The sequence below is a fragment of the Vibrio sp. Vb1755 genome (assembly GCF_033338635.1).
GTDB classification, from domain to species: domain Bacteria; phylum Pseudomonadota; class Gammaproteobacteria; order Enterobacterales; family Vibrionaceae; genus Vibrio; species Vibrio alginolyticus.
The window spans coordinates 417810-441653 of sequence record NZ_JAWOTA010000002.1; the positions used below are offsets into that span (position 1 = coordinate 417810).

At 43.9% G+C, this 23844-nt stretch carries 21 protein-coding genes; 13 read left to right on the plus strand and 8 right to left on the minus strand.

Annotation, left to right across the window (positions count from 1 at the left end; translation table 11 throughout):
• Nucleotides 1–87 precede the first annotated feature (87 nt).
• Nucleotides 88–330: a DUF2164 domain-containing protein gene (locus tag R7E00_RS04460; protein ID WP_042520836.1), complete on the minus strand. Its 243-nt coding sequence runs from the start codon at nucleotides 328–330 to the stop codon at nucleotides 88–90.
• 183 nt (nucleotides 331–513) lie between these two features.
• On the opposite strand from R7E00_RS04460, the gene R7E00_RS04465 reads away from it, so the two are divergent.
• Both R7E00_RS04465 and R7E00_RS04470 read left to right on the plus strand, forming a co-directional pair.
• Entirely contained in the window at nucleotides 514–1146 is a 633-nt protein-coding gene (locus R7E00_RS04465) for a hypothetical protein (protein ID WP_005376385.1), read from the plus strand.
• Nucleotides 1147–1333: 187 nt separating this feature from the next.
• On the plus strand, nucleotides 1334–2122 hold the full coding sequence (locus R7E00_RS04470) for an EAL domain-containing protein (protein ID WP_042520834.1): 789 nt from the start codon (nucleotides 1334–1336) through the stop codon (nucleotides 2120–2122).
• Nucleotides 2123–2149: 27 nt separating this feature from the next.
• On the opposite strand, the gene R7E00_RS04475 is transcribed toward R7E00_RS04470, so the two are convergent.
• The 3 genes from R7E00_RS04475 to R7E00_RS04485 form a co-directional block, all read right to left on the minus strand.
• On the minus strand, nucleotides 2150–3409 hold the full coding sequence (locus tag R7E00_RS04475; protein ID WP_005376383.1) for a DEAD/DEAH box helicase: 1260 nt from the start codon (nucleotides 3407–3409) through the stop codon (nucleotides 2150–2152).
• A gap of 67 nt (nucleotides 3410–3476) precedes the next feature.
• Nucleotides 3477–4079 carry an ACP phosphodiesterase gene (locus R7E00_RS04480; RefSeq protein ID WP_262606041.1) on the minus strand — a complete coding sequence of 201 codons (603 nt, stop codon included), beginning with the start codon at nucleotides 4077–4079 and terminating at the stop codon, nucleotides 3477–3479.
• A gap of 81 nt (nucleotides 4080–4160) precedes the next feature.
• Nucleotides 4161–4334 (minus strand): hypothetical protein, encoded by a 174-nt coding sequence (locus R7E00_RS04485; protein WP_005376381.1) that lies wholly within the window; start codon nucleotides 4332–4334, stop codon nucleotides 4161–4163.
• A gap of 314 nt (nucleotides 4335–4648) precedes the next feature.
• On the opposite strand from R7E00_RS04485, the gene R7E00_RS04490 reads away from it, so the two are divergent.
• On the plus strand, nucleotides 4649–6079 hold the full coding sequence (locus R7E00_RS04490) for a methyl-accepting chemotaxis protein (protein ID WP_005376380.1): 1431 nt from the start codon (nucleotides 4649–4651) through the stop codon (nucleotides 6077–6079).
• Between the two features lie 430 nt (nucleotides 6080–6509).
• Here R7E00_RS04490 and R7E00_RS04495 read toward each other — a convergent pair whose 3' ends face one another.
• Nucleotides 6510–7178, minus strand: a complete 669-nt coding sequence (locus R7E00_RS04495; protein ID WP_031778921.1) for an HAD-IA family hydrolase — start codon at nucleotides 7176–7178, stop codon at nucleotides 6510–6512.
• Between the two features lie 195 nt (nucleotides 7179–7373).
• Nucleotides 7374–7883, minus strand: a complete 510-nt coding sequence (locus R7E00_RS04500) for a hypothetical protein (RefSeq protein ID WP_005376378.1) — start codon at nucleotides 7881–7883, stop codon at nucleotides 7374–7376.
• A gap of 145 nt (nucleotides 7884–8028) precedes the next feature.
• Here R7E00_RS04500 and R7E00_RS04505 point away from each other — a divergent pair, with 145 nt between their 5' ends.
• The 4 genes from R7E00_RS04505 to glgC all read left to right on the plus strand — a co-directional run bounded on the left by R7E00_RS04505 (nucleotide 8029) and on the right by glgC (nucleotide 13774).
• Entirely contained in the window at nucleotides 8029–8499 is a 471-nt protein-coding gene (locus R7E00_RS04505) for a CreA family protein (protein ID WP_005397614.1), read from the plus strand.
• 233 nt (nucleotides 8500–8732) lie between these two features.
• The gene (locus R7E00_RS04510) at nucleotides 8733–10037 is read left to right on the plus strand and encodes an inosine/guanosine kinase (RefSeq protein WP_005376376.1); all 1305 of its coding nucleotides are present in this window, start codon (nucleotides 8733–8735) and stop codon (nucleotides 10035–10037) included.
• Nucleotides 10038–10271: 234 nt separating this feature from the next.
• Nucleotides 10272–12020 carry a formate--tetrahydrofolate ligase gene (locus tag R7E00_RS04515; protein WP_186585332.1) on the plus strand — a complete coding sequence of 583 codons (1749 nt, stop codon included), beginning with the start codon at nucleotides 10272–10274 and terminating at the stop codon, nucleotides 12018–12020.
• Between the two features lie 536 nt (nucleotides 12021–12556).
• Entirely contained in the window at nucleotides 12557–13774 is a 1218-nt protein-coding gene (gene glgC / locus R7E00_RS04520; RefSeq protein ID WP_033906540.1) for a glucose-1-phosphate adenylyltransferase, read from the plus strand.
• A gap of 97 nt (nucleotides 13775–13871) precedes the next feature.
• On the opposite strand, the gene R7E00_RS04525 is transcribed toward glgC, so the two are convergent.
• On the minus strand, nucleotides 13872–17033 hold the full coding sequence (locus tag R7E00_RS04525) for a chitinase C-terminal domain-containing protein (RefSeq protein WP_258477001.1): 3162 nt from the start codon (nucleotides 17031–17033) through the stop codon (nucleotides 13872–13874).
• Between the two features lie 277 nt (nucleotides 17034–17310).
• Nucleotides 17311–18192 (minus strand): AraC family transcriptional regulator, encoded by an 882-nt coding sequence (locus tag R7E00_RS04530; RefSeq protein WP_005386077.1) that lies wholly within the window; start codon nucleotides 18190–18192, stop codon nucleotides 17311–17313.
• 206 nt (nucleotides 18193–18398) lie between these two features.
• Here R7E00_RS04530 and R7E00_RS04535 point away from each other — a divergent pair, with 206 nt between their 5' ends.
• From R7E00_RS04535 to R7E00_RS04560, 6 genes are all read left to right on the plus strand, one after another.
• Nucleotides 18399–19547: an iron-containing alcohol dehydrogenase gene (locus tag R7E00_RS04535; protein WP_047103556.1), complete on the plus strand. Its 1149-nt coding sequence runs from the start codon at nucleotides 18399–18401 to the stop codon at nucleotides 19545–19547.
• 294 nt (nucleotides 19548–19841) lie between these two features.
• Nucleotides 19842–20498 carry a lysoplasmalogenase gene (locus R7E00_RS04540; protein ID WP_005376394.1) on the plus strand — a complete coding sequence of 219 codons (657 nt, stop codon included), beginning with the start codon at nucleotides 19842–19844 and terminating at the stop codon, nucleotides 20496–20498.
• Between the two features lie 162 nt (nucleotides 20499–20660).
• Entirely contained in the window at nucleotides 20661–21395 is a 735-nt protein-coding gene (locus R7E00_RS04545) for an amino acid ABC transporter ATP-binding protein (RefSeq protein WP_151515608.1), read from the plus strand.
• A complete protein-coding gene (locus tag R7E00_RS04550; RefSeq protein WP_151515609.1) occupies nucleotides 21395–22192 on the plus strand; it encodes an amino acid ABC transporter permease in 798 nt (265 codons plus the stop codon). Before R7E00_RS04545 ends, R7E00_RS04550 begins: the two co-directional genes overlap by 1 nt.
• A 9-nt stretch (nucleotides 22193–22201) precedes the next feature.
• Nucleotides 22202–23020 carry a transporter substrate-binding domain-containing protein gene (locus tag R7E00_RS04555; protein WP_047103554.1) on the plus strand — a complete coding sequence of 273 codons (819 nt, stop codon included), beginning with the start codon at nucleotides 22202–22204 and terminating at the stop codon, nucleotides 23018–23020.
• Between the two features lie 81 nt (nucleotides 23021–23101).
• Nucleotides 23102–23844 (plus strand): amino acid ABC transporter permease (locus tag R7E00_RS04560; protein ID WP_318124402.1); only part of this gene is annotated, 743 nt, incomplete at its 3' end.

Genomic DNA, 23844 nt, shown 5'->3' on the forward strand with positions numbered 1-23844 from the left:
CATCATTTACATCCAGCCAATGGTGCCGTATCTATCAAGTTGTTCGAATTTTTTGAAGGAACTTTAAATCGTTTGTAAAACTGAAACTTACAGCTTAATTTCTTGTTCTATCTCATACAGCTCTTCGGAAACTTCTAACATTCTGCGTTCAACCAGTAACTTAGCATCTTCAACACCCTTGTTATAATAAATTGGTCCTAGTTTTTCTGTAATAAAATCAATTAGAAACTCACTATCGAACTGGCCAATTTCAACATCTAGCTCGTCTTGCATGTAATCTTGAATGGCGGTGGCCAACGCCTCTTTTTGTGCGCGTTCTAGCTTTATCATTTTTTCCCTTTCAAATTTTTGTTCAACTTCTGCTTCTTTCGTATTGCTCTATTAAAGATTAGACACGGTCATTTGTGAGAAATTTGGTGTTTAGATCAAGAAGTTGCCGAAGTAAATTAGTCTATTCTCAAAAGACTATGCTAACCTTTTGCAGTTCGTTTTGTAATTATTAAGGGATATTCTTTGCTACTCGACCTAGTTATTCAAAGTGTTAATGATTTTCAAGACGACTGTCTTAAGCTGTGTGAAAAGCATTACCCTGCGGTGCATAACCAAGGCATGAGTGAGCATCATCTTGGTCTCGCGTTTTCAAGAAGGATGGAACATACTTTTCGTCACTTTGGATACAACTGCGTGATAAAGCCAATCGAAGTGTTGGATTCTCCAGACCTTCCCCATCACTATCGAATTTCATCCGACATTGGCACTGTCTGGGTTCTGAGTCACCATATGGTCAGTGCCGGAAAATCTTGCCGGGAAAACTTACTCTCATCAATTACGGAATGGCAGAGTGAATATGGCTATGCCTTACAGCCTAATGACCTACTCTTTTTGGTTTGCGATCATTGGATAAGTCGCAGCAAAACGAGCCGAGAATTGCTTCATTGGTGGATGGGTGAACTACCCGATCAGATCAACGAATACACAGAACAAGGAATCACACTGTACACCAGCGAGTCGCAACTCACGCAATCTTTGGACACTCGATTCGGTATTAGCCCTTGTTACATTAAGTTTGGGCATCCTTTACGGCGTTCGAACAAACAGCAGTTAGTCAGAAAATATTTGCAGTTGTATGCCGTACTGCAATGGTAGCATCAAATTGAAGTGCTGAGATTATCAATTATTTCATCAATTTGTTTGATATCACTCGACAAAACTACCCATCCATTACCATCGTTCTTGCTTGAGTTAATGAGCACACTTAGATTCATTGCCAATGAAATAGAAAAATTAGCGCGATAACGCTGATGTTGAGACATTGATTTAGGTTGTGGTAACAATGATGAGCATCTCGCAACTACTTAGTTGCATCCGGAAAGAAGCCGACGGGCAGTATATTGCGAAATACGCGAACTTCACTCTCCGCAGTGTCTTTCAACCCATATATAAGAACGATATTTCCATCGTTGGCCTTGAAGCACTGGTAAGAATTAGTAATGCCAATGGCACCATGGTTAGGCCAGATCAGTTTTTCCAATCCAAAGCGACTCCCACTCAAGATTTGCTCAATGTTGAACGCTTAAGTCGCCTAATCCATATCAAAAATTTCTCTCAGTCTCGCTTTCACACAAAACAATTGTTTCTCAATGTATTACCGGTAGCGGCAGAGATACTAGTCAAAGACATCACTTATAACCGACTGCTAAAACAAACCATTTATGAATCGCATTTGATGAATGAACAAATCGTCATGGAGTTACTTGAATTGAAGGTGGAGGATGAACTCTCTTTGTCTCAAGCTGCTCGGGAGTTAAGTCTTGAAGGATTTAAATTAGCGATTGACGATTATGGCGTCAATGCATCGACAACTGAGCGAGTGAGAAGCGTTTGCCCAGATATAATCAAGATGGATCGCTCTTTATTGCTAAGGTATGAAAACGGTGATTTTAAAGCGCTTAACGATGCATTATCACTCGCAAAAGCGTTATGCTCTAAAACCGTTATCGAAGGAATTGAAACCGAGCATCAACTTCGCTTAATGAAAAAGCTCGGTTTCGATATGTATCAAGGGTACCTACTTGCTATCCCCCAAACGTTAGACGTCTATGAAGAGGCAAAAACAGCCTGACTATGTAAGAACAAAAGTTTGCGCGGTTTAGCGAGAGCTACGTGATTTACCACGATTCTTATGAATCGCCAATTTTGCTTTTAGCTTACGCTTCTCAGATGAACGACTACGACGGCGCCCACCCCCATTTTGTTCAGGCTCAACTTCTTCTACAAGACTTGGTTCGAAACCTGCCAGCCATTCTTGGGGTAAGCGTTGATCAAGCAGGTTCTCGATAGCTTGCAACAAGTACTCCTCATCTCTACTCATCAGAGAAACCGCCAAACCTGACTTTCCTGCTCTTCCAGTGCGGCCAATTCGATGGACATAATCTTCTGCTTTGAATGGCATATCAAAGTTCACGACTTGTTCTAGCTCTTGAATATCTAACCCTCGTGCTGCCACATCGGTTGCAATCAAAGCACGTACCTTACCTTGTTTAAATTCATCCAAAGCTCTTTGGCGGGCACCCTGTGATTTATCACCGTTGATAGAAACCGCTTTGATGCCATCTAACTTGAGCTCTTTCGCTAACTCATCACTGCCTTGCTTCGTTTTTGTAAATACCAGCACTTGCTGCCAATTCCGCGAGCCAATTAAGTACGCTAGCAATTCACGTTTCCGTTTTTTATCCACTGGATAAACCATTTGTGTTACCGTTTCAGCAGTCGTATTTGCTGGTGAAACTTCGACTTCAACTGGCGATTCCATGAGTTTATACGCAATAGTTTTGATTCGCTTCTCAAATGTCGCAGAGAACAATAGGATCTGTTTCTCTGCAGGTAAACGTCGGAAGATGCGCTGCAAGTCAGGCCAAAATCCCATATCTAACATACGGTCGGCTTCGTCTAACACGAGCATACCGGTTTTAGAGATGTTTACGTTACCATTAAACAGGTGATCCAAAAGGCGGCCTGGCGTGGCAATCAAAATATCAGCGCCCTCTTCTAACTTTCTCTTTTGTACGCCAATGCTTGTACCACCATAAACACACACAATGCGAAGTTCTGTTTCTGCCGAGTACTGATTCAAATTATCAAATACCTGCTGTGCAAGCTCGCGTGTTGGAACCAAAATCAATGCTTGAGGTGTGCCGTTAAGTTTCTTTTGCTGAACGGTTTGTATGATAGGTAAACCAAACGCAGCCGTTTTTCCCGTACCAGTTTGTGCAGCAGCAAGTAAGTTTTTTCCTGCAAGGACGTGTGGAATTGACTTTTCTTGCACTGGTGTTGGCGTCACGATATTTAGATTGCCTAGCGTCTCGATTAGCTTTTGTTCGATGCCTAAATCAGCAAAATTAACAGACATGTGTAACCTCATTATTTTTGGAGCGCAGAGTTTACCAGAGCCCCTAAAGCCATACTACTTTTCTATCTCATTGAGTTGAGTCATTAAGCTGTTGCTGAAAATCATACGACTGGCGCAAAACATCTCGATAAAGTGACGAGAACTTCTCTTCTAATTCGGTGTAATCACTTTCAATCACTTTAAATGTTGTGGTTAAGTCTGCCATCCTAGGACTTCTTTGCGACATCCGATGTAGTGCAAATTCTATATTGCCTAGATCTTGATAGGATTGAAGCCATCGGCCATGCCACATTCTGCTGTGGAGCACCAAAAAACGTGGCGGCAAATGTTCATGAACCTCTCGGTTTACTCTCTCGTATGCCGTTTGGACAAAGTGTTCGAGAGGCTCGGAATGAAAGTCGTTCCAGTGTTTTGCAAGGCAATGATCCCAAAACATATCCAAAGCGATAGGTGCAAAACGTCGCGCAACACCAGTGAAATGAGGCTTACATTCGTTGACGATTGGATGATGATCAGTAATACGGTCAACAAATCTATGTAATCTGATGCCGTTTGAGATATCGCGCTCATACAGCTTGCTTGGATCTCCTTTTACGAAGTCTCCAAGCAAGTTTCCCAATAAATGGCTGTTACTGTGATCTGCGATATGCAGGTGGGCTAGAAAGTTCATTCGACGCCAGTTTTGGCCTCTAGGGCTTGGTGTGACATGAACCTAGTATAACGTCAATTACGACGAGATGAGAGTGTTCCGCTATTCGGCTTCGTTGTCTGAGCCAACGTATTCCGACAAGATAATGCCAATTTCAAGCGCATCTAGCAGCTCTAGGCTCTCATCGTTTTGGTATTGGTCGCTCATTGTGACCTCCTTTATTTTAAGCTCTCTTGCTTTTACTTGCTGACGGCCTGACTCTTGCCATATCCACATCAGCAACTCCTTTTTATAGTCTTTATATGACACATTCATGACAGCGAGAAGTAAAGATTTAAAAACCTATGAGCATAATCAAAAGTAAACGATTGCAATTAGGTTTCATATCCGCTTAACACTTTAGAGAAATGACTCTTTTATCAACATTCATGTCAATTTAAAGATATAACATACTGTTATAGGCGTCCTTAGATCTCATTTCTTAAACTAAATTTAGTATTCGTTACATATTTTGCTGATTAACTTCGCATATTTTGTTTCGATATAGCAATAGATTTGGTCAATATCTTTTATCTCTAATGGAGCTTTAAATGAGAGAAGTTGAGTTTAGAACGATAGACAGGCTGTTTATCAAGATGTCTATCAACGACAAAATGTGGGTTATATTCCTACTGTTTTTAGTAGCCCTCACTTCAGTGGCTGGAAGCCGCTACTTCAATGAAATACAACAATTTGAGCAGCAAGCCATCTCGGCGAGCGAAGCGAAGCTTTCTGGTATCGTTGATGCTCAATCAAACCGCGCTACAGAAATTGACGGCGTATCGAAATCGAACCGCGTAAGCGAGAGTTCTTTTGTCGATGGGTCTGTGACCGCTTATGCCAAGTTGCATTCTGGGGAAGTGATTAAGCTGACTCAAAATGTGTCCACACAATACGAATCGTTAAAATCATCAGCTCTATCGTCACTATTACTCAGCTTCTTATGGGTTATTCCTTTTGCCCTATTCTCTTACTGGGTGGCAACGTTTATCGGAGGAGCTCTGTGGGTTTTATATACAACAACCGAAAAAATTGGTGACGGTGACTTAACCTCTCGTCTTGGTTTCCATCCAGGTCGAGATGAATTCGGTACCATCGGCTGTGCGCTAGACAAGTCTATGGATACCTTAAGTGAACTGGTTAATAGTGTTAAAAATAATGCAACGATGTTGAGCGAGACATCTTCTGCATTCGAAAAAGATATGCAGTTGAGTGAAACCCAGATATCTCATCAATATCAAACGCTTGATTCAGTCGCGACGGCAATGGAAGAAATGACAGCCTCTGCAAAGGAGGTATCAAGTATTTCTCAACAAGCAACGACGCAGTCAGACCAAGATGCCCAGAAGATCGAACTAAGCAGAAGCCGTGTACAAAACGTGATTGGCGAGATAGAGACGTTATCTAGCTATATTGAACAAGCCTCTACGTCAGTAACCAATTTAAACGAGAATACGACGCAGATTAATGACGTGATCACAACGATTAACGCCATTTCAGAACAAACTAATCTGTTGGCACTAAACGCAGCAATCGAAGCAGCCCGTGCTGGTGAACAAGGTCGTGGATTTGCAGTGGTTGCCGATGAAGTACGTACATTAGCAAGCAGAACTCAACAGGCAACAGTAGAGATCCAAGCCATGATTGAGAAGCTTCAAATTGAGAGCCAGAACATTGCTTCAATCACCAACCGAACCGTTCAGCAAGCTCAAACCAGCAGCCAGCTTATTGATGAAATCGGCCATGATGTTACCTCTATTGCCGAGTCAGCACGCTCATTAATGGACATGAGCATTCAGATTTCCACATCTGCTGAAGAACAAAGCGCAGTTGCTAACGATATTGCATCGGAACTTTCAGAAATTCGTAGTCAATCAAGCACAATCAGAGAAGTGGCGGAGCAATCTACCGCTGGCGTCGCTAATCTCACGCAAGCCTCCGTTTCTCTTGGTGAGATATTACAACGCTACCGCACCGCATAACGTTGTGGAACTTATGATCAACAAGGGCTCCTTAAGGAGCCCTTTTCTTTAAACCGTGTTCAACTATTACCTTCGATATTTTCTACGACATCCAAGTGGATATTTGAAGTGAATCTCAAGTTCTCGCTGTACCGGATGAAATAATGTTCTTAAACAAAGCGTTCCGCTATGCTTGATCTTGCCAATTCCAATTTGCTGCTGGAAAACAATATGAATAATTACAAAGACACAAAAGACATAGAGAACCTGAACTGCCCACTCTGCCAAGGAGATGAATATCTCATTTCATCGGATGGCGAGAAATTCACATGCGCTGCTTGTGGATTTCATACAAAAAACTTCTCATCTATCCAATGTCTACATCAAACGCCTTACCTACAGTCTAAACTTAAGCACATCCACAGCTTGAGTCCGGTTTGCCATTAGTAGGTCAAACAGAGCAGCCACACAGCTGCTCTTTTAATTCATCTAAATGATGGATGCGAATTACACGCTCGTCATCAACAAGATTGATAGCTTCACCATTAAATAACTGCACCGTTTTGATACCGGCGTTTAGTCCCGCCTCGACTCCTTTAGGCGTGTCATCAATATAAAGACAGTCACTTGGTAAAAAGCCCATGCTCATAGCACTGTACATGATTAAATCGGGCTCAGGCTTCCAACTATTCGCATCGAATGCCGAGAACACTTTCCCTCGGAAAGCATCGAGTAAACCGGTTAACTCCAAAGCGTATTCAATTTTATCTTTAGGTCCATTAGACGCCACACAATATTCGATATTATGCGAATCCAAAAACTGAATTAATCGTTTTGCGCCATCCATCGGCTGTAAGTGACGCACAAAAAGAGACTGGACTTCTTCTCGGTATTGCGGCTCTAAAACATCAATTGGGACTTTGATATCTTTCAATTCTTTAGTATCTAAAAGGATGTCAGCGAGCTTTCCTCCTTTAAAGTGAGAAACGCACTCTTCCATCGTTAACTCAGCCCCATGCTGGTTAAATACATTGACGAGCGCTTGGCAACACAGTCTTTCGCTGTCGACCAACGTACCATCACAGTCAAATATCACGCACTTAATATTGGTAATTGCCATAGCCATCTCCAGACGTCTTAAAGGCTCAAGCCCAAGCTGATTTTAAGAATGTTTGGATTAATCTTATTTGAGTTTGGGATTGTTGAAACGACGAGCTTGGCATTTCATGGAAATAGAAGGGAGCAATTACAGTTTTTCTAAGCAAGATCACCCAACGTCATCTTGCTTTACTTTTTATGCACATTGATGTGTAAGTTAGTTTTCGATAACCACTGAGTCTAACAGTTTTTGCTCGGTGCTTAGTCTTTTAGCCAGATCAGCCACAAACGAGCTTTTGTATTTTGATTCAGAAACAGCAACATCAGAGATGAGTGTATTTCCTTCGAGATGGCTAACAATAGCAGCACCAATTGGGACTCCAGATTTAAAACCAACATATAATTCAAAATCTGGCGTGAGGATAATCTGTGTCAGATATTCAATGATCATATCTTTATCATACTGCTGTTCCCAGCGCTGAGATTGCAAGATAGAGAACATAATGGTCAGTCGATGAAAATCGACCAGAAAAATATCGTCGGGGTTAAATTCAGAGTCACTTTCCAGTAGTGTGTCTTTGTCGACTACTTGATACGTTGCTTTTTCTAGCGTTTTGAAATAGACATCGCGCCCTTTCAAACTCTCTGGTGTCGGAAATTCAACTTCGACCAGATCATACAGCCATGTATTTTTACGCTCGATACTGGCTAACTGTTGTTCATTCATCTTGATACCTTCGTTTAGAGCAGTACATTAGCATGAAGCCCGCAACAAACCTAGCGCACATAGACCTTTCCGTGGCTAAATTTTGTTTTAGGTGCAAACCTCTGATAGATTTCATCAATATCTTTCCTAGTTAAGGACAAAAATAATGAAAAAGATGCTGTTAAGTGCATTGCTTGCTACTACTCTAGTTGGTTGTTCAGATAACGATGTTGCTGACGTGGGGCTCGGTTGGTTTACTTTGAAAGACATCAAAGTCGGTGAGTTGAAAGACGAGGTGGTAACAGGTGTCACATGTCACATCGCCTCTATCGAAGCGGATTTCAGCTTAGCAGATCCAAGTGATAGCTCAATATCATGTCGTCAGACTGGCGAAATCACACCGGAAATGATTGCAAAAATAGATAAGAGTAAGTCCGGTGAAATTGTATTTAAGAAGTCAAAAAGCATTTTCTTCAAAACAATGAAGGTTCGCCGTATTTATGATGCCGATAACCAAACCTTACTCTACTTGTCTTATACAACAAAAGAGACCGATGGTAGTTTTAAGCATAGCCTTTCGACAGTCCCACTTTGGGGTACCAAGGCTTACGTTGAGCCAACTGAAGTGAAAAAGTAACGCGGGTAAATTTAGTTAGCGCGGAGCAGGCTCTTTCCGGGCGCTGCTGAGCAACAAGTTTAAAAAACAACCCATTGCAATACGACAAGCGTCATAAATTGCAGCTGCTTTGGTTGCTATTTACTCAGCTCGCTGATTTTTTCAGCGAGCTGACTTCTTTGTAATAAATCGCCACGATTTTCATTTTTTTGTGATACAATCCCGCCTCTTTTTTTTCTCACTCAAGAACAAGCATGAAGTTTCCTGGTCAGCGTAAATCTAAACACTACTTCCCAACTCACGCTCGAGATCCATTAGTAAACCAAATCCGACAGGCACCTAAGCTATATCGCCCAACTATTGTTGGTGTCGGTCAAACCATTGTAGATATCGAAGCACGTGTAGATGACGCGTTTTTAGAGAAATACAACCTGAGTAAAGGACATTCGCTCGTTCTTGAAGAAAGCAAAGCAGATGCACTTTACGAAGAACTGGTTGAGCAAGGCCTGATCACACACCAATACCCAGGTGACACGATTGGCAATACTCTTCACAACTACTCAGTTTTAGCCGATAGCAAATCCGTTTTGCTCGGTGTGATGTCTAAGAACATTCAAGTCGGTTCTTTTGCTTATCGCTACCTTTGCCGTACGTCTTCACGCATGAACCTTAACCATTTACAAACGGTAGATGGCCCTATTGGTCGCTGCTACACCCTAATTTCTCAAGACGGTGAGCGTACATTTGCTATCAACGAAGGTCATATGAATCAACTACTTCCGGAAAGCATTCCTGAAGAGATCTTTGAGAAAGCATCAGCCCTGGTTGTTTCTTCTTACCTAATGCGTGGTAAAGAAGAAGATCCAATGCCTAAAGCGGTACAAAGAGCAATCGACTTTGCTAAGAAGCACGATGTCCCTGTTGTACTTACGTTAGGGACGAAGTACGTTATCGAAGGCAACGCACAGTGGTGGCAAGAATACATTCGCGAAAACATTTCTGTTGTCGCTATGAATGAAGAAGAAGGTGCGGCGCTAACAGGTGAAACAGAGCCGCTAGCAGCTGCTGATAAAGCACTTGAGTGGGTTGATCTCGTACTTTGTACAGCAGGACCAAATGGTCTGTACATGGCTGGTTACACCGACGAGAAAGTAAAACGAGAAACCACACACGACATCCTTGAAAGCTCCCTCGAAGCCTTTAACCAGTACGAGTTTAGTCGTGCGATGCGTAAAGAAGACTGTCAAAACCCAATGAAGGTCTACTCTCACATCGGCCCTTACCTTGGTGGACCACTAGAGATTAAGAACACTAACGGTGCAGGTGATGCAGCCCTTTCAGCCTTACTGCATGACATGGCAGCAAACTCTTTTCACCAAAAAGAAGTGCCTAACTCAGAAAAGCACGAAGTACGATGCTTAACCTACTCCTCACTTTCTCAGATTTGTAAATACGCAAACCGAGTAAGCTATGAAGTGTTGACGCAGCACTCTCCTCGCCTATCGCGAGCGCTTCCTGAACGAGAAGATAGCTTAGAAGAGACTTATTGGGATCGTTAAAACGACAACTTTAAAGCTAAAAATATATCAAGGTCACCATTTGGTGGCCTTTTTGTTTTTATCTAGCACTATAACGAGTAGATTTCGTTAGTATGTCGCACAATACGAAGCAGTAAACTCTTTACAAGCCTAACCGAAACAGTACCATCACCAAGCAGACCTTTGCCTCACAATAATACTCGTTATAACTCAGGTAGTTTTTCAACGCTACCTGTGCCACTTTGGGGATTCTCCATGCAGTCAGATATCGAAATTTGCCGAAACACACCACTTTCTTCTATTGATGTTATCGCGGAAAAAGTAGGACTATTGCCCGAAGAGTATGACACTCACGGGAAGCACAAAGCCAAAGTCCACCCAAAATGTTTGGAACGACTCAAAGCAAATGATGACGGTAAACTTGTACTCGTCACTGCGATCACGCCGACTCCTCTTGGCGAAGGAAAAACCGTTACGACGATAGGACTGGCGCAAGGTTTAGCAAAGCTTAATCAATCTGTTATTGCATGTATAAGGCAACCTTCGATGGGACCCGTCTTCGGTATTAAAGGTGGCGCAGCGGGCGGTGGTTATTCTCAAGTAGCTCCAATGGAAGAGTTAAACTTACACCTTACTGGTGACATTCACGCAGTGACAGCGGCGCACAACCTTGCTTCAGCCGCTCTTGACGCTCGCTTGTTCCATGAGCAACGCGAGGGTTATGATGCCTTTGAATCACGCACCGGGTTAAGAGCACTTAAAATCGACACGGCAAGTATTACTTGGAAACGAGTGATGGACCATAATGATCGTGCACTACGTAAAGTCAAAATTGGCCTCAATGATGCAGGAAAAACCATCAATGGTTTCGAGCGTGACGAAGGGTTCGATATTTCAGCGGCTTCCGAGTTGATGGCTATCATTGCACTAGCCAAAGATTTAAAAGATTTACGTCAACGTATTGGGAAAATTGTCGTAGCGTACGATTTGAACGGAAACCCCGTCACTACGGAAGATCTACAAGTTGCAGGAGCAATGGCAGTAACACTAAAAGAGGCGATTGCACCAACACTGATGCAAACTCTAGAAGGTGTTCCTACGTTGATCCATGCAGGTCCATTTGCAAACATCGCCCATGGAAATTCATCCATTATCGCGGACGATATTGCGCTAAAACTGTCAGGTTACACGGTAACTGAAGCCGGTTTTGGTTCGGATATGGGATTTGAGAAAGCGTGTAACATTAAAGCTGCTGCCGCCAACAAAGCCCCGGACTGTGTAGTGATCGTAGCAACATTACGCGGCCTCAAAGCGAATTCTGGACACTACGATTTACGCCCAGGTATGGCTATTCCAGATTCCATTTTTAATCCGGACCAAGCAGCATTGGAGGCTGGGTTTGAAAATTTAAAATGGCACATAAATAACGTTCATAAATACGGTTTACCTGCTGTCGTTGCCATTAACCAGTTTCCACAAGATTGTGTGAAAGAGCTTAAAGCTCTTGAAGAGCTGATTCACCAATTTAATCCCGAAGTTAAAGTAGCCATCAGCACCGCTTTTTCGCAAGGCGGACAAGGCGCAACGGAACTAGCTCAACATGTTATTGATGCGTGTACCACGCCTGTAGAGTTTTGTCCGTTATACAACAAAGAGCAATCATTACTCGAAAAGCTCATGGCAGTATGTGAAGCGGGCTATGGAGCAACCAATATAGAAATGACTCCTATCGCGACTGAACAGCTCAAACATTTTGAGCAATTAGGCTTTAACAACTTAGCGGTTTGCATCGCGAAGACACCACTATCGATAACCACAGACTCCGCAGTCAAAGGCGCACCAACTGGTTTTACCGTCCCAATCCGCGAGCTGCGCTTGTGTGCGGGCGCAGGATTCGTTTACGCATTATCTGGTACCGTGATGACGATGCCAGGCTTACCTGATAAACCCGCATTTATGAATTTAGATCTTGATGATGAAGGAAATATCATCGGTCTCTCTTAGTACAGTGATAACGTATCGCTATCAGTGAAGTGAGCATATTCATTAAGTGAGTGGTCTACTTACCTACCCACTCACTCTCAACAACTGTGAAAAGAGTTGTCTCAGGCCTTCTACTCTTGAATTGTTGATACAAAGCTCTCCTGCCTTACATCAACGCGCCTGTTTTAGACCTTTAGAGTTAAGACGCTAACCCTAAGCCTTGTTTAGCCATAGTTATTAAGATAGAAAACCCTATTTATCTTCTTGTTTTGTCGCCACTTTACATTGTAAATCCATACTTGTTGACTTCTCCTTTCTACAATTTTGCGCCAATTTGATGCACGGGCTATTTAGCGCTTCACTAATATGGTGCAGTTGTCTTACAGTGAAATTTTAACCTCCTTGATTTTTAAGGAGATATTCTATGGCTCGATTCTTGTAGTAGACTTTTCACTAATAAGCACATTAGCACATGCTTTTCAAAACCTCTGCGTTGCATACCACCTCCTTCAGGTTAGCACCGTTTTGATGCATGTCAGAAAGGGAAAGGGAATACTATGGAAGACGCACTTGCCGTAATTTTAGCAGGAGGGATGGGGTCTAGACTCAGCCCACTCACCGATGACAGAACCAAGCCAGCCGTACCTTTTGGCGGAAAATATAGAATTATAGATTTCACACTAACCAATTGTTTACATTCGGGTTTACGCAAGATCCTTGTTTTAACCCAATATAAATCTCATTCACTTCAAAAACACTTACGAGACGGCTGGTCGATATTCAATCCAGAGCTAGGCGAGTACATCACTGCTGTTCCACCACAAATGCGCAAAGGTGGTGCATGGTATGAAGGAACCGCCGATGCGATTTATCACAACATGTGGTTGCTATCGCGAAATGATGCAAAGTATGTGGTTGTGTTATCCGGCGATCATATCTATCGAATGGACTACGCCGCAATGCTTGAAGAGCATAAAGAGAAAGGTGCTAAGCTCACCGTTGCCTGTATGGATGTTCCCGTAGAGGATGCTTCAGCATTCGGTGTAATGGGCACCGCAGAAAACGGGCTCGTTACTTCGTTTATAGAGAAACCTGAAACCCCACCAACTCTTCCTGGAAGCGCGACCAGAAGCCTTGTTTCTATGGGAATATATATCTTTGATATGGATGTTTTGAAAGAAGCGCTTGAAGAAGACTCAAAACTCGATTCATCAAGCCATGACTTCGGAAAAGACATCATACCTAAGCTGATTGATACGGAATCCGTTTACGCTTATCAATTCTGTGGCAGTAAAGGGCGCGTCGATAAAGATTGCTATTGGCGCGACGTGGGTACCATTGACTCCTTCTATGAAGCGAATATGGATCTACTAGAACCTGTGCCGCCAATGAACCTTTATCAGTCCAATTGGGCGATTCGTACTTACGAGCCGCAGTTTCCACCAGCTCGTACTGTATCGTCGGCCACGGGTAATGAAGGTATTTTTATTAACTCCATCATTGCTACCGGTGTCATCAATTCCGGCGGCTCAGTACAACACTCCATTATTTCTTCTAATGTACGCATTCAAGATAGTGCAACGGTAGTCGATTCCATCATTTTTGATGACGTAGAAGTCGGTGAAGGAAGTCAGTTGGTCAACTGCATAGTTGATAAACATGTTCGTATTCCGCCACATACTCAAATTGGCATCAACAAACTTGAAGATGCGAAGCGATTTAAAATCTCAGACAAAGGTATTGTCGTCATACCCGAAAGTTACCAATTCGATTAAACGACAAACTATCACAACAAAAAAGCGCACGATAATCATCGTGCGCTTTTGTTTAAGTGCCTGTAAACATTAGGCTATAACAAATAATCAATAATAATTAGATGTTACATACCGTTGACCAGCTACCATCTGTACCCGGTTCAGCCGCTGTCCACCAGTTCGCTTGGTAAACCACACCGTTGTGGATGATCTTATCACCTTGGTTAGCGTGGCTTGGATTACCTGCCCAATCCGTTTGTGGCAGAGCTGGGTATGTCACTAAACCTGTCGTATCACACGTACCTGGTTCAGTGGTACCACCACCCGTGCCCGCATTGAGATCACCAATTGGTAGATCTGGCTGTTCAAACTTGAACGCAAACTCTTTACCACCAGAAATCACTGAGTAGTTAGCCGGACCAGAGATTGGTAGGTAGTAAACCATATCAAGCTCGTAAGTGCCGCCCGCTGGCAAGTCTTTCCATGCTGGTAGAGAGAACGACACACGGTGCATTACGCCATCTAAGCCACCAATGTTGTTTGCTCGAGTATGTCCAGAAGCAATCACTTTCAAACCACCACCTGATTGGTCTTTCGCGTTGTCCGGCGCAGATGCTGGGATATCGAATTGGAATTCAGTACCGCCAGGGATCGCTTGACCAGTGTTGTTCGTAAACGTGATTTTCGGGTTAATTGGGTAGTTTTGATCGCCAACTTTGAAGCCGCCAACACTAACAGTAATGTCTACTGCTTCAGTTGGTGTTGGACCAGTCGCTACTTTATTACCGTAAGGCGTCGCAGACTTAAACTTGTCGTAGATAGCTTTGGTCATAGTGTTACCCATGTGGTATTCACCATTACCTGCCGCACAAGCTTGTTCAGTGGCATCTACTGCCGTACGATTACCATTTGCATCCAGTACGTAACAGTTGTAGTCACCGGCTAGTTCCCAGAACATGATACCGCCGATCTCTTTATCGATAACGTAATCGGCTTTCACCTCGATAGAAGCTTTATCTTCCGTAGATAGGAATACGCTCTTCTCTGCGTTCCACAACCAAGGTGCCACAGCAACGCTATCGTAATGACGGGTATAAGTACCAACAAACTTATCTGAAGGATCGTTGACAGGGTCGAGACCGTAAGCAGCTGCGTAAGAGCCCCAAATACCGTTTTCTAGGTTCTTAGCATGCCACATTGGGTTAGAACCAGCGCCCATTTCGTTTCCTTTAGGGTCGGTATCATGCCACATGTTGTCGATACCAATAGCGCCGTGACCACAGTTGTTCTTCTCACCTTCACCTGTGCCCGGTTGGCACTCTGCTTGGTTTGGTAGTGCCGCTCGGCCCCAAAGGCCATTGTCGCCACCAGTAACACCTTGCCAACCACGGGTGTAGTAAGGAACACCAATGTTGATACGACCTGCTGGCATAGAGCCACGGAAGTAATGGTAAGCCCAGTCTGTGTTCAAGTAACCGATACCACCGTATGCAGCAGTGCCGTATACGTTCCACTGCGCTAGCTCAGAGTCTTTACCTGTATCGAATAAAGCCGCGTTATGACCAACGTGATCATTCCAAGCCCCATGCAAGTCGTAAGACATGATGTTTACGTAGTCTAGGTACTTAGTTACATCGAAGGTTTCCATCCCACGTAGCAAGTAACCTGAAGATGGTGCTGCGATAGTCAGCATATAATGAATACCATCTTGCGCGGATGCCGCATCAAGTTTCTCACGCAATACTTTCATCAGCTCTTGGTAAGACGCCCATAAATACTGACGACGTGGTTCCATGAAGTCTTTGTCGTAAGGGTTACCAGCACCAGCCATTGACGTCGGGTATTCATAGTCGATATCCAGGCCATCGAACTTGTACTGACGCATCATTTCAACGGCTGAAGTTGCGAACTTCTCAATACCAGCATGATTAATAGAACCGTCCGCATTCGTCGTCATGGTGTAGAAGCCACCATCAGCTACACGATCGCCGTTCGTATCGAAGTGACCGCCCGTTTCAGCCCAACCACCAATCGAGATTAGCGTTTTAACATCATGTTTTTGCTTGTAAGTTGCTAGTGCACCAAAATGACCTTTAAAACCAAGAGCAGGATCTACCTCAACGCCTGGCCAAGTTTTACCTGTAGCAGGGTTGTTAGGATCATTAACGTCGCCAACGTTTACTTTGCCGTCAGAACCAATGCTCACAAACGCGTAGTTAATGTGAGTAAGTTGTTCCCAAGGAATGTCTTTAACAAGGTAAGTCGATTGTGGGTCGTCACCTGCTCGCCAACTGGTGAAGTAGCCGATTACACGACGTGGGTGATCAGCCCCCATTTTCTCACGGCCTTCTTCGTCATAAATAGAACAGTAAGGAACATCTACACCCGTTGTTTGATAAAGACCATCAGGACGACAATTAGATGTCACTGCGCCGCCGTTTACCGTTAACGTCGCAAGTGCAGAATCTGCTGTTGCTCCAGCATCATCGGTAGCTCTCGCATAAACACTTAATGAGCCAGCTTGTGAAGGGGTTACATCCAGCGTGTATGGCGCTGCTGTAGCAGTGCCAGCAAGTACACCTGCAACATAAAAATCAACTTTAGAAACGGTACCATCCGCATCCGTAGCATTTGCAGTCAGTGTGACGGAACCACCCAGGTCAATAGAGGTCGCAGAAAGCGCGACATCCACTGTCGGCGCTTCGTTACCAGGTTGCGCTGATGCCACAGTTAACGTCACAACACTTGCCGTACTAACGGCACCTGCATCGTCATAGGCCTTGGTAGAGAACTCGTGCTGTCCTTCAGTTGCTGTCCACGATGCAGCATACGGCGCAGACGTTGCCTGACCAACTAATATACCATCAACAAAGAACTCTACTTTGCTAACAGTCCCATCAGTATCTGCCGCATCTGCAGCTAGGTTAACAACATCACCCGCAGTCACAGAAGCCGACGCAGAAGGCGATGTCAGAGTAACCGTCGGGACTTCATTCTGAGGTGGATCAACCGGTCCAGCGCCATCACAAGCGCCAAGTGTTTCCCACTCGCCCCACTCACCAGATTGCGCTGGATTGTTGTTTTGCGTCCAGTAACGCGCTTTATAAGCATTACCTTCATGCTGAACTTGGTCGCCACCGTTATAAACTTTTGATGATTGCCAAGTTTCTAGAGGGGCACAGTCAACTGCTGCGTAGCTATTGAAGGCCATAAGACAAGAAGCGGTGAGTGTGCTTAGTGTGAACACGTTTTTCACTGCGTTGCCGTTTTTAAGGTGCATAATCGCTCTTCCTTAAGTTATTGTTAAAACAATACTAAATGCGCTAAACGAAGCGCATCTATACTTTTATTTCGACGTAAAATAACTTAAGTACAAGTTGGTGATTTCACACTATCTATTTACGAGTTTTCCACACCGCCTCGCAACAATCCACTAAATGATTGCAACAACGTACCTATTATTTGGCACCAGTAACTAATTTTATAACTCAAATAAATATGTCACTCGCAAATTAATAAAAAAGGTAAAAAAAGTCGCCATTTTGAAATAAAGATCACTAAGCCTTTGTTGACCTTGGCGTTTCATTAAAATGCCGCTTGTACTCGCGACTAAACTGTGATGGGCTCGTGTACCCGACCATTCTCGCTGCATCATTAACACGTCGCCCCTCTAACTGGATCAATTCGCGCGCTTTGTTAAGTCGAACTTTCTTAATATATTGCAGCGGAGATTCAAGCGTGACATTGCGAAATGCTTGATGGAAAGCAGACACACTCATGTTGGCTTCTTCAGCCAATGCTTGTACGTTCAACTGTTCATGATACGCTTGATGTACACGATTTAGTGCTTTAGCGACCCTCGCGTAAGAACCTTCTTGATGTGCTAGGTCAAATAAAACATACCCCTCTTTGCTCACCAAAGTACGATACACAATTTCCTCAAGAAGCAGCTCGCCAAGCATGATGACATCAAGCTCGTTACACATTGCTTTCATTAACCGCTTGCACGCATCCAACATACCTTCATTCATACGTACCGACTTAAGGCCGCAACGGGTTGCATCCAGACACTTATTACTGAATTTCTCAGCCTCTAATTTTTTAACGAGTTTATGAAGAAGCGTTGGCGAAATATCTATCGAAATGCCAAGTAAAGGCTCATTGTTTGTCGCAAACGCTTCGCACTCTAGTGGCATGGGAACCCCGACAACAAGGTAATCTTCGGGCCCATATTGCACTGGTGTATCACCAATATGAATGTTCTTATGCCCTTGACCCAATACGATGATGCCGGACTGATAGACAAACGGCTGGCGATGATTCCCTTTGCTACTGCGATAAAACCATACGCCATCTATCGCTGTTTTCTTCATACCTTCTAGGTCATGCAGCCCCTGCTTTTCAACATATTGCTGCATGATATCTGCGAGAGTGTGCATTAGAGCGCTCCATCAATGACCAACGAGTTTGGTCTCTATTATCGTTTCGAGCACTATACTTCCTCTCGACATTAACTTTCTAGCTCAAGAGCATTAATTTTGTAGAAATAGGCAAATTATTTGCAGAAATCGACCTGTTAACGATCGTTAATCAGGACTAATATGCATGTATTCAATCTCCTTCACTGGAAGCAAGAGGGCTAATAATGAACTTTTCTTATGTAAACCCAACCAAGATTTTCTTTGGTCAAAAACAAATCGCTGCAATCAAAGAAGCTATCCCATCCGACCAAAAAGTTTTAGTGGTATACGGTGGTGGCTCCATCAAAAAAAATGGCGTGTACGACCAAGTAGCAGAAGCTCTTGAGGCACATGAATGGCTAGAGTTTTCAGGTGTTGAACCAAACCCAACCAAAGAAACACTCGATAAAGCAGTCGCAATGGTAAAAGAGCATGGCGTTGACTTTATTTTAGCGGTAGGTGGTGGTTCAGTCATCGATGGCTCCAAATACGTAGCAGCGGCATCAAAGTATGATGGTGATGGTTGGGATATCATGATTGGTAAGCACCAAGTCACTGAAGCGACGCCTCTAGCTGCAATTTTGACATTGCCAGCAACAGGCTCAGAGTCAAACATGGGCGCAGTTATCACTAAAAAAGAAACTCAAGACAAACTTCCGTTCATGTCTCCAGCAGTGCAGCCAAAATTTGCCGTGTTAGACCCAGATGTAATGAAAACACTGCCAGAACGCCAGCTTATCAACGGCATTGTTGACGCATGGGTGCACGTATGTGAGCAATACTTGACGCTTCCTACCGGTGCAATGGTTCAAGATGGTTACGCAGAAACACTGCTGAAAACTTTAAAAACACTCGGAGAACAGTTTGCGGAACGAGACGACGATATGTGGCGCGCAAACTTAATGTGGTCTGCTAACCAAGCATTGAATGGGTTAATTGGTAGTGGCGTTCCACAAGACTGGGCGACACATATGATCGGCCATGAATTAACGGCTCTATGGGGCGTTGATCATGCGCGTTCTCTTGCAATTGTCCAACCGTCGTTACTTCGTAACCAAATGCAGTTTAAGCGCCCTAAGTTAGAACAAATGGGTCGCAACGTATTTGGTCTTGAAGCAGGTGAGGATTTAGCAGAGCGCACAATCGAATCTATCGAAGCGTTTTATCATCAACTTGATGTCGCAACTAAGCTCGAAAACTATGGTGAGAGCCGTGAACAAGCTATCGATGCCATCATTGATCAACTAAACAAACACGGCATGACTGTTTTAGGTGAAAACCAGGCGATCACACTTGAACGTAGCCGAGAAATCTTAGAGTTAGCTGTCTCATAACTGCAACAATTCTTCACTGCCCTTCCTAGGGTTTAACGGTATTGTGACTTAACAGTCACAATACCGTTTTTTTATGCTATTTTGTAAGCCACATCACGTTCAAAACGAGGAGGCTTCTAAAAACAACGATTCCCTCCAGACAAAAAATCGGCCGTGTTGGTTAGTAAAGAGACAACTGTCCAGCTTTACACAAATAAAAATAATTGAGATCAAAGAACGAGTTAACTCGTTAATTAAGTTTTGATTTGTTGTAGTGATGTACTACATAATTTTGTCTGTTCGAGAAAACACTTTATGTGGCTAGTTGTTGTCGTATTAGCATTCATACATATCATCAGTATCCGTAAAGGCTCTAAATGGCTCTTTTACGTTTCTAAACCATTACCAGTGCTCTGTATGCTTGGTATTTTAATTCAGTCCCCGGCTTACCCAATGCCATATGCGCATTGGATTTTGATTGGCTTATCGCTCTCGTTGCTTGGTGACGTGTTATTAATGCTCCCTAGAGACAAGTTCATTACAGGATTAGTGCTCTTTTGCTCTGCCCATCTCTCCTATAGTTATGGTTTTGCCATCATGTCAGCGTGGCATTTTACACCTTGGCTCCCAATTGCCTTGTTCGGACTCGGTATATGCGTCTACTGGTTGTTCCGACCGGATCTCGGTAAAGAAAAACGGCCAGTTGCTAGTTATATATTGGTACTGATGACTATGTGCTGGGCTTCGATCGAGTATTATTTGAGTGGGAAAACACAATCCTCCTCTTTTGCAGTGCTCGGAAGCTTTATCTTTATTATCTCTGGCATCGTATTGGCTTTCGAACGCTTTGGAGGACGGTCAATATTTTCACGACAAGTTGTCATGGTGACCTACTATTCTGCACAGACACTAATGGTTATGTCTGTTGTTGCGATTGTTGTTCGTTATCCGTATCTCGTTGAACTGAGTTAGTCATACTCTAGACTGCACCAACATTAAAGAAACATGGATGTATCTTGTAATCGATCTGAATAGAGTCTTAAAATCATCGCCTAAACATTAGCTTATTCTTAATGAAATTATGCGCACAACTTGCTATTGTAAAAGGATATTTTTCCGTTATAGCGTGCCCCTTTGAAAGAGAATACTCCCGTCGTTGAGTTTAGCGACGTAAACAAGTGGTATGGCGATTACCACGCTCTAAAAGATATCAACTTCTCCGTGCATTCTGGCGAGATCGTCGTGGTGTGTGGCCCTTCTGGTTCAGGAAAGTCAACGCTCATTCGTTGCATCAACCATCTTGAATCGATTCAAGAAGGCCAACTTCATGTGTTCGACCAGCCTTCTCATGCAAAATCCCTTAAGCCCGGCAAAATCGGCATGGTGTTCCAGCACTTCCACCTTTTTCCTCATTTAACTGTACTGGAAAACCTTACCTTAGCGCCGATTCGCACACTCAAATTGTCAAAACAAGAAGCTGAAAAACGCGCACGGCATTACCTCAAGCGCGTCAATATTGAAGAACAAGCGAGCAAATACCCCATCCAGCTTTCCGGCGGTCAGCAGCAGCGCGTCGCGATTGCCCGTTCCTTATGTATGGAACCGGACTTACTCCTTTTTGACGAACCGACTTCGGCGCTTGACCCGGAAATGATCAACGAAGTGTTGGATGTCATGGTTGAACTGGCTCAAAGTGGAATGACGATGATTTGCGTCACGCACGAAATGGGATTTGCCAAAAAAGTAGCGAACCGCGTGGTATTTATGGATGAAGGCCAAATCGTGGAAATGAACTCACCGATCGCCTTATTTGAAACACCACAGCATCCACGAACCCAAGCATTTTTGAACCAAATTTTAAGTTACTGATGATAGTTCGCGTAATCAAACCCGTCCTTCAAGCTTTGCTGCAAATGATGCTCCTCTTCATCGCGATTGTGTGGGTGTTGGACTCTGGTGCCGCTGCTATGGGCTATCAATGGCAATGGGAACGCGTACCTGATTACATCGCTTTTTATGAAGATGGGGAATGGTGGCCAGCAGAACTTATCGATGGGTTATTGGTCACGCTAAACATCTCGGCTATTAGTCTATTTTTTACCTTAGTATTAGGGTTGGTTACCGCGTTACTAAGGCTTAGCGATTCGAAAGTCGGCAATGTTATTGGTACCACTTATGTCGAAGTAATACGTAACACGCCGTTGTTGGTGCAAATCTATTTACTCTACTTCGTGTTTGGCCCCGTGATTGGTTTGGACCGATTCAGCACCGCCGTTTTGGCATTATCCCTTTTCCAAGGTGCCTACACCGCGGAAATATTCCGTGCAGGTTTAAACAGTATTCCTAAAGGGCAATTCGAAGCAGCACAAACTCTCGGGCTATCACCGTTTTACACCTACAAAGACGTAATTTTGCCTCAGGTTTTACAGCGCACATTACCGCCATTAACCAATGAAGTGGTTTCTTTGATCAAAAACTCTTCCATTGTAAGCGTGATGGCGATTTTTGATCTAACAACACAGGCACGCAACATCGTCTCAGAGACGGCGATGCCGTTCGAAATTTGGTTTACCGTGGCAGCAATTTATCTTGCTCTCACTCTGTCACTTTCTGGCTTGTCTGCATGGCTAGAACACAAACTCGGAGCCAGTTGGCGCAAATTATAAGGAGATAACATGAAGTTATTCAAAGCGACCATTACTGCATTATTAGGGCTAGCCATCACTATGCCTACAATCGCGAAAGAAGATGTCGCCACACCCAATGTAGATCAAATCAAAGAACGAGGCACTTTGCGCGTTGGTATGTCAACATTTGTACCTTGGGCAATGCGTAACAAGCAAGGTGAGTTAATCGGTTTTGAAATCGATGTGGCCAAACGCTTAGCACAAGATTCAGGTTTGAAAGTGGAATTCGTACCAACTGCGTGGGATGGCATTATTCCCGCACTACTGGCGAAAAAGTTCGACGTGATCATCGGTGGCATGTCGGTTACGCCTGAACGTTCCAAAAGCGTGTTGTTTACTGAGGCCTACTCGCACTCAGGCGTTCAAGTAGCAGCAAACAAAGAACTCGCCTCTGATTTTAGCAAATTCTCCGATTTTGACTCACGACGCGTAAAAATTGCGGCTCGTCGCGGCGCATTCACCGTTCAAGTAGCCAGAGAAACCTTCCCGAAAGCGAAGATTCTGCAATTTGATGACGATGCGCAAGCCTTCCAAGAGGTGCTGAATGGTAACGCCCACGCGGTCATTGCCTCTAGCCCAAAGCCAGAACATGAGACAGTGAAACACAGTGACAAGCTATTCCTTCCATTCTCTGAGCGACTATCAAAAGGTAACGAAGCCTTTGCGGTTCGCTTGGGGGAAGAAGATAAAAAGGCCTTTTTCAATAAATGGATTGAAGCAAGAACCCAAGATGGATGGTTAAAACAACGTTATGAATACTGGTTCTCGACATTAGATTGGCAAGATCAAGTCGCGCAAGGCCAGTAATCTAAATGGCTCGTGGACGCCGCGAGCCTATACTCTCCAATCATCCATTTTACTTTTCCATAACTTATCGGAGTCAAATTTTTGGGCGAACACACTACCACTCGCACAGCACCCGCGAAATCCAGCACAGGCTACCTTTTACCGCAATTAAACACACTAGACTGGGTACTACTTGTTATGTGCGGTATCGGTGGTGTTTGGCTGTACCATCGGTCCGCTGTTGGTGTGCATTATTTGTGGCAGTGGAAAGAGGCGCTTGAATTACTTTTCACGCCTAGAGCAGATGGTGGTTTGCCCTACTTCTTCCAAGGTTTGATTTCGACGTTAAGGCTCAGTATTTGGGGCATCAGCTTCGCATTAGTGTTTGGCACTTTGTTAGGCTTAGCACGCTTCTCTCGTTCCGTTTGGTTGCGCACACCTGCCAATGCGTTTATCCAGTTAGTGAGAAACATCCCTCCGTTGGTGTTTGTTTTTATTTTCTACTTTTTCATTTCTAACCAATTGATCCCGTTACTCGGTTTGGAAGATCTTCTACGAAACTACAACGGCGAACCAAATGCGCTACAGCGCTTTCTGTTTGGGCCTTCGAACCTTTGGGAAAACCTTGCCTCTGGCGTGTTATGTGTCGGCTTACTCTCTTCTGCCTACATTGCAGAAGTTGTGCGCGGTGGTTTACAAAGTATCGACCAAGGTCAGTGGGAGGCGGCTGACTCATTGGGCTTGTCTCGGTGGGTGAAATACCGATTTGTTATCGCGCCACAGGTGCTTAAATCAATAACACCTGCACTTGCCGGTCAAACTATCTCTTTGGTGAAAGACACCTC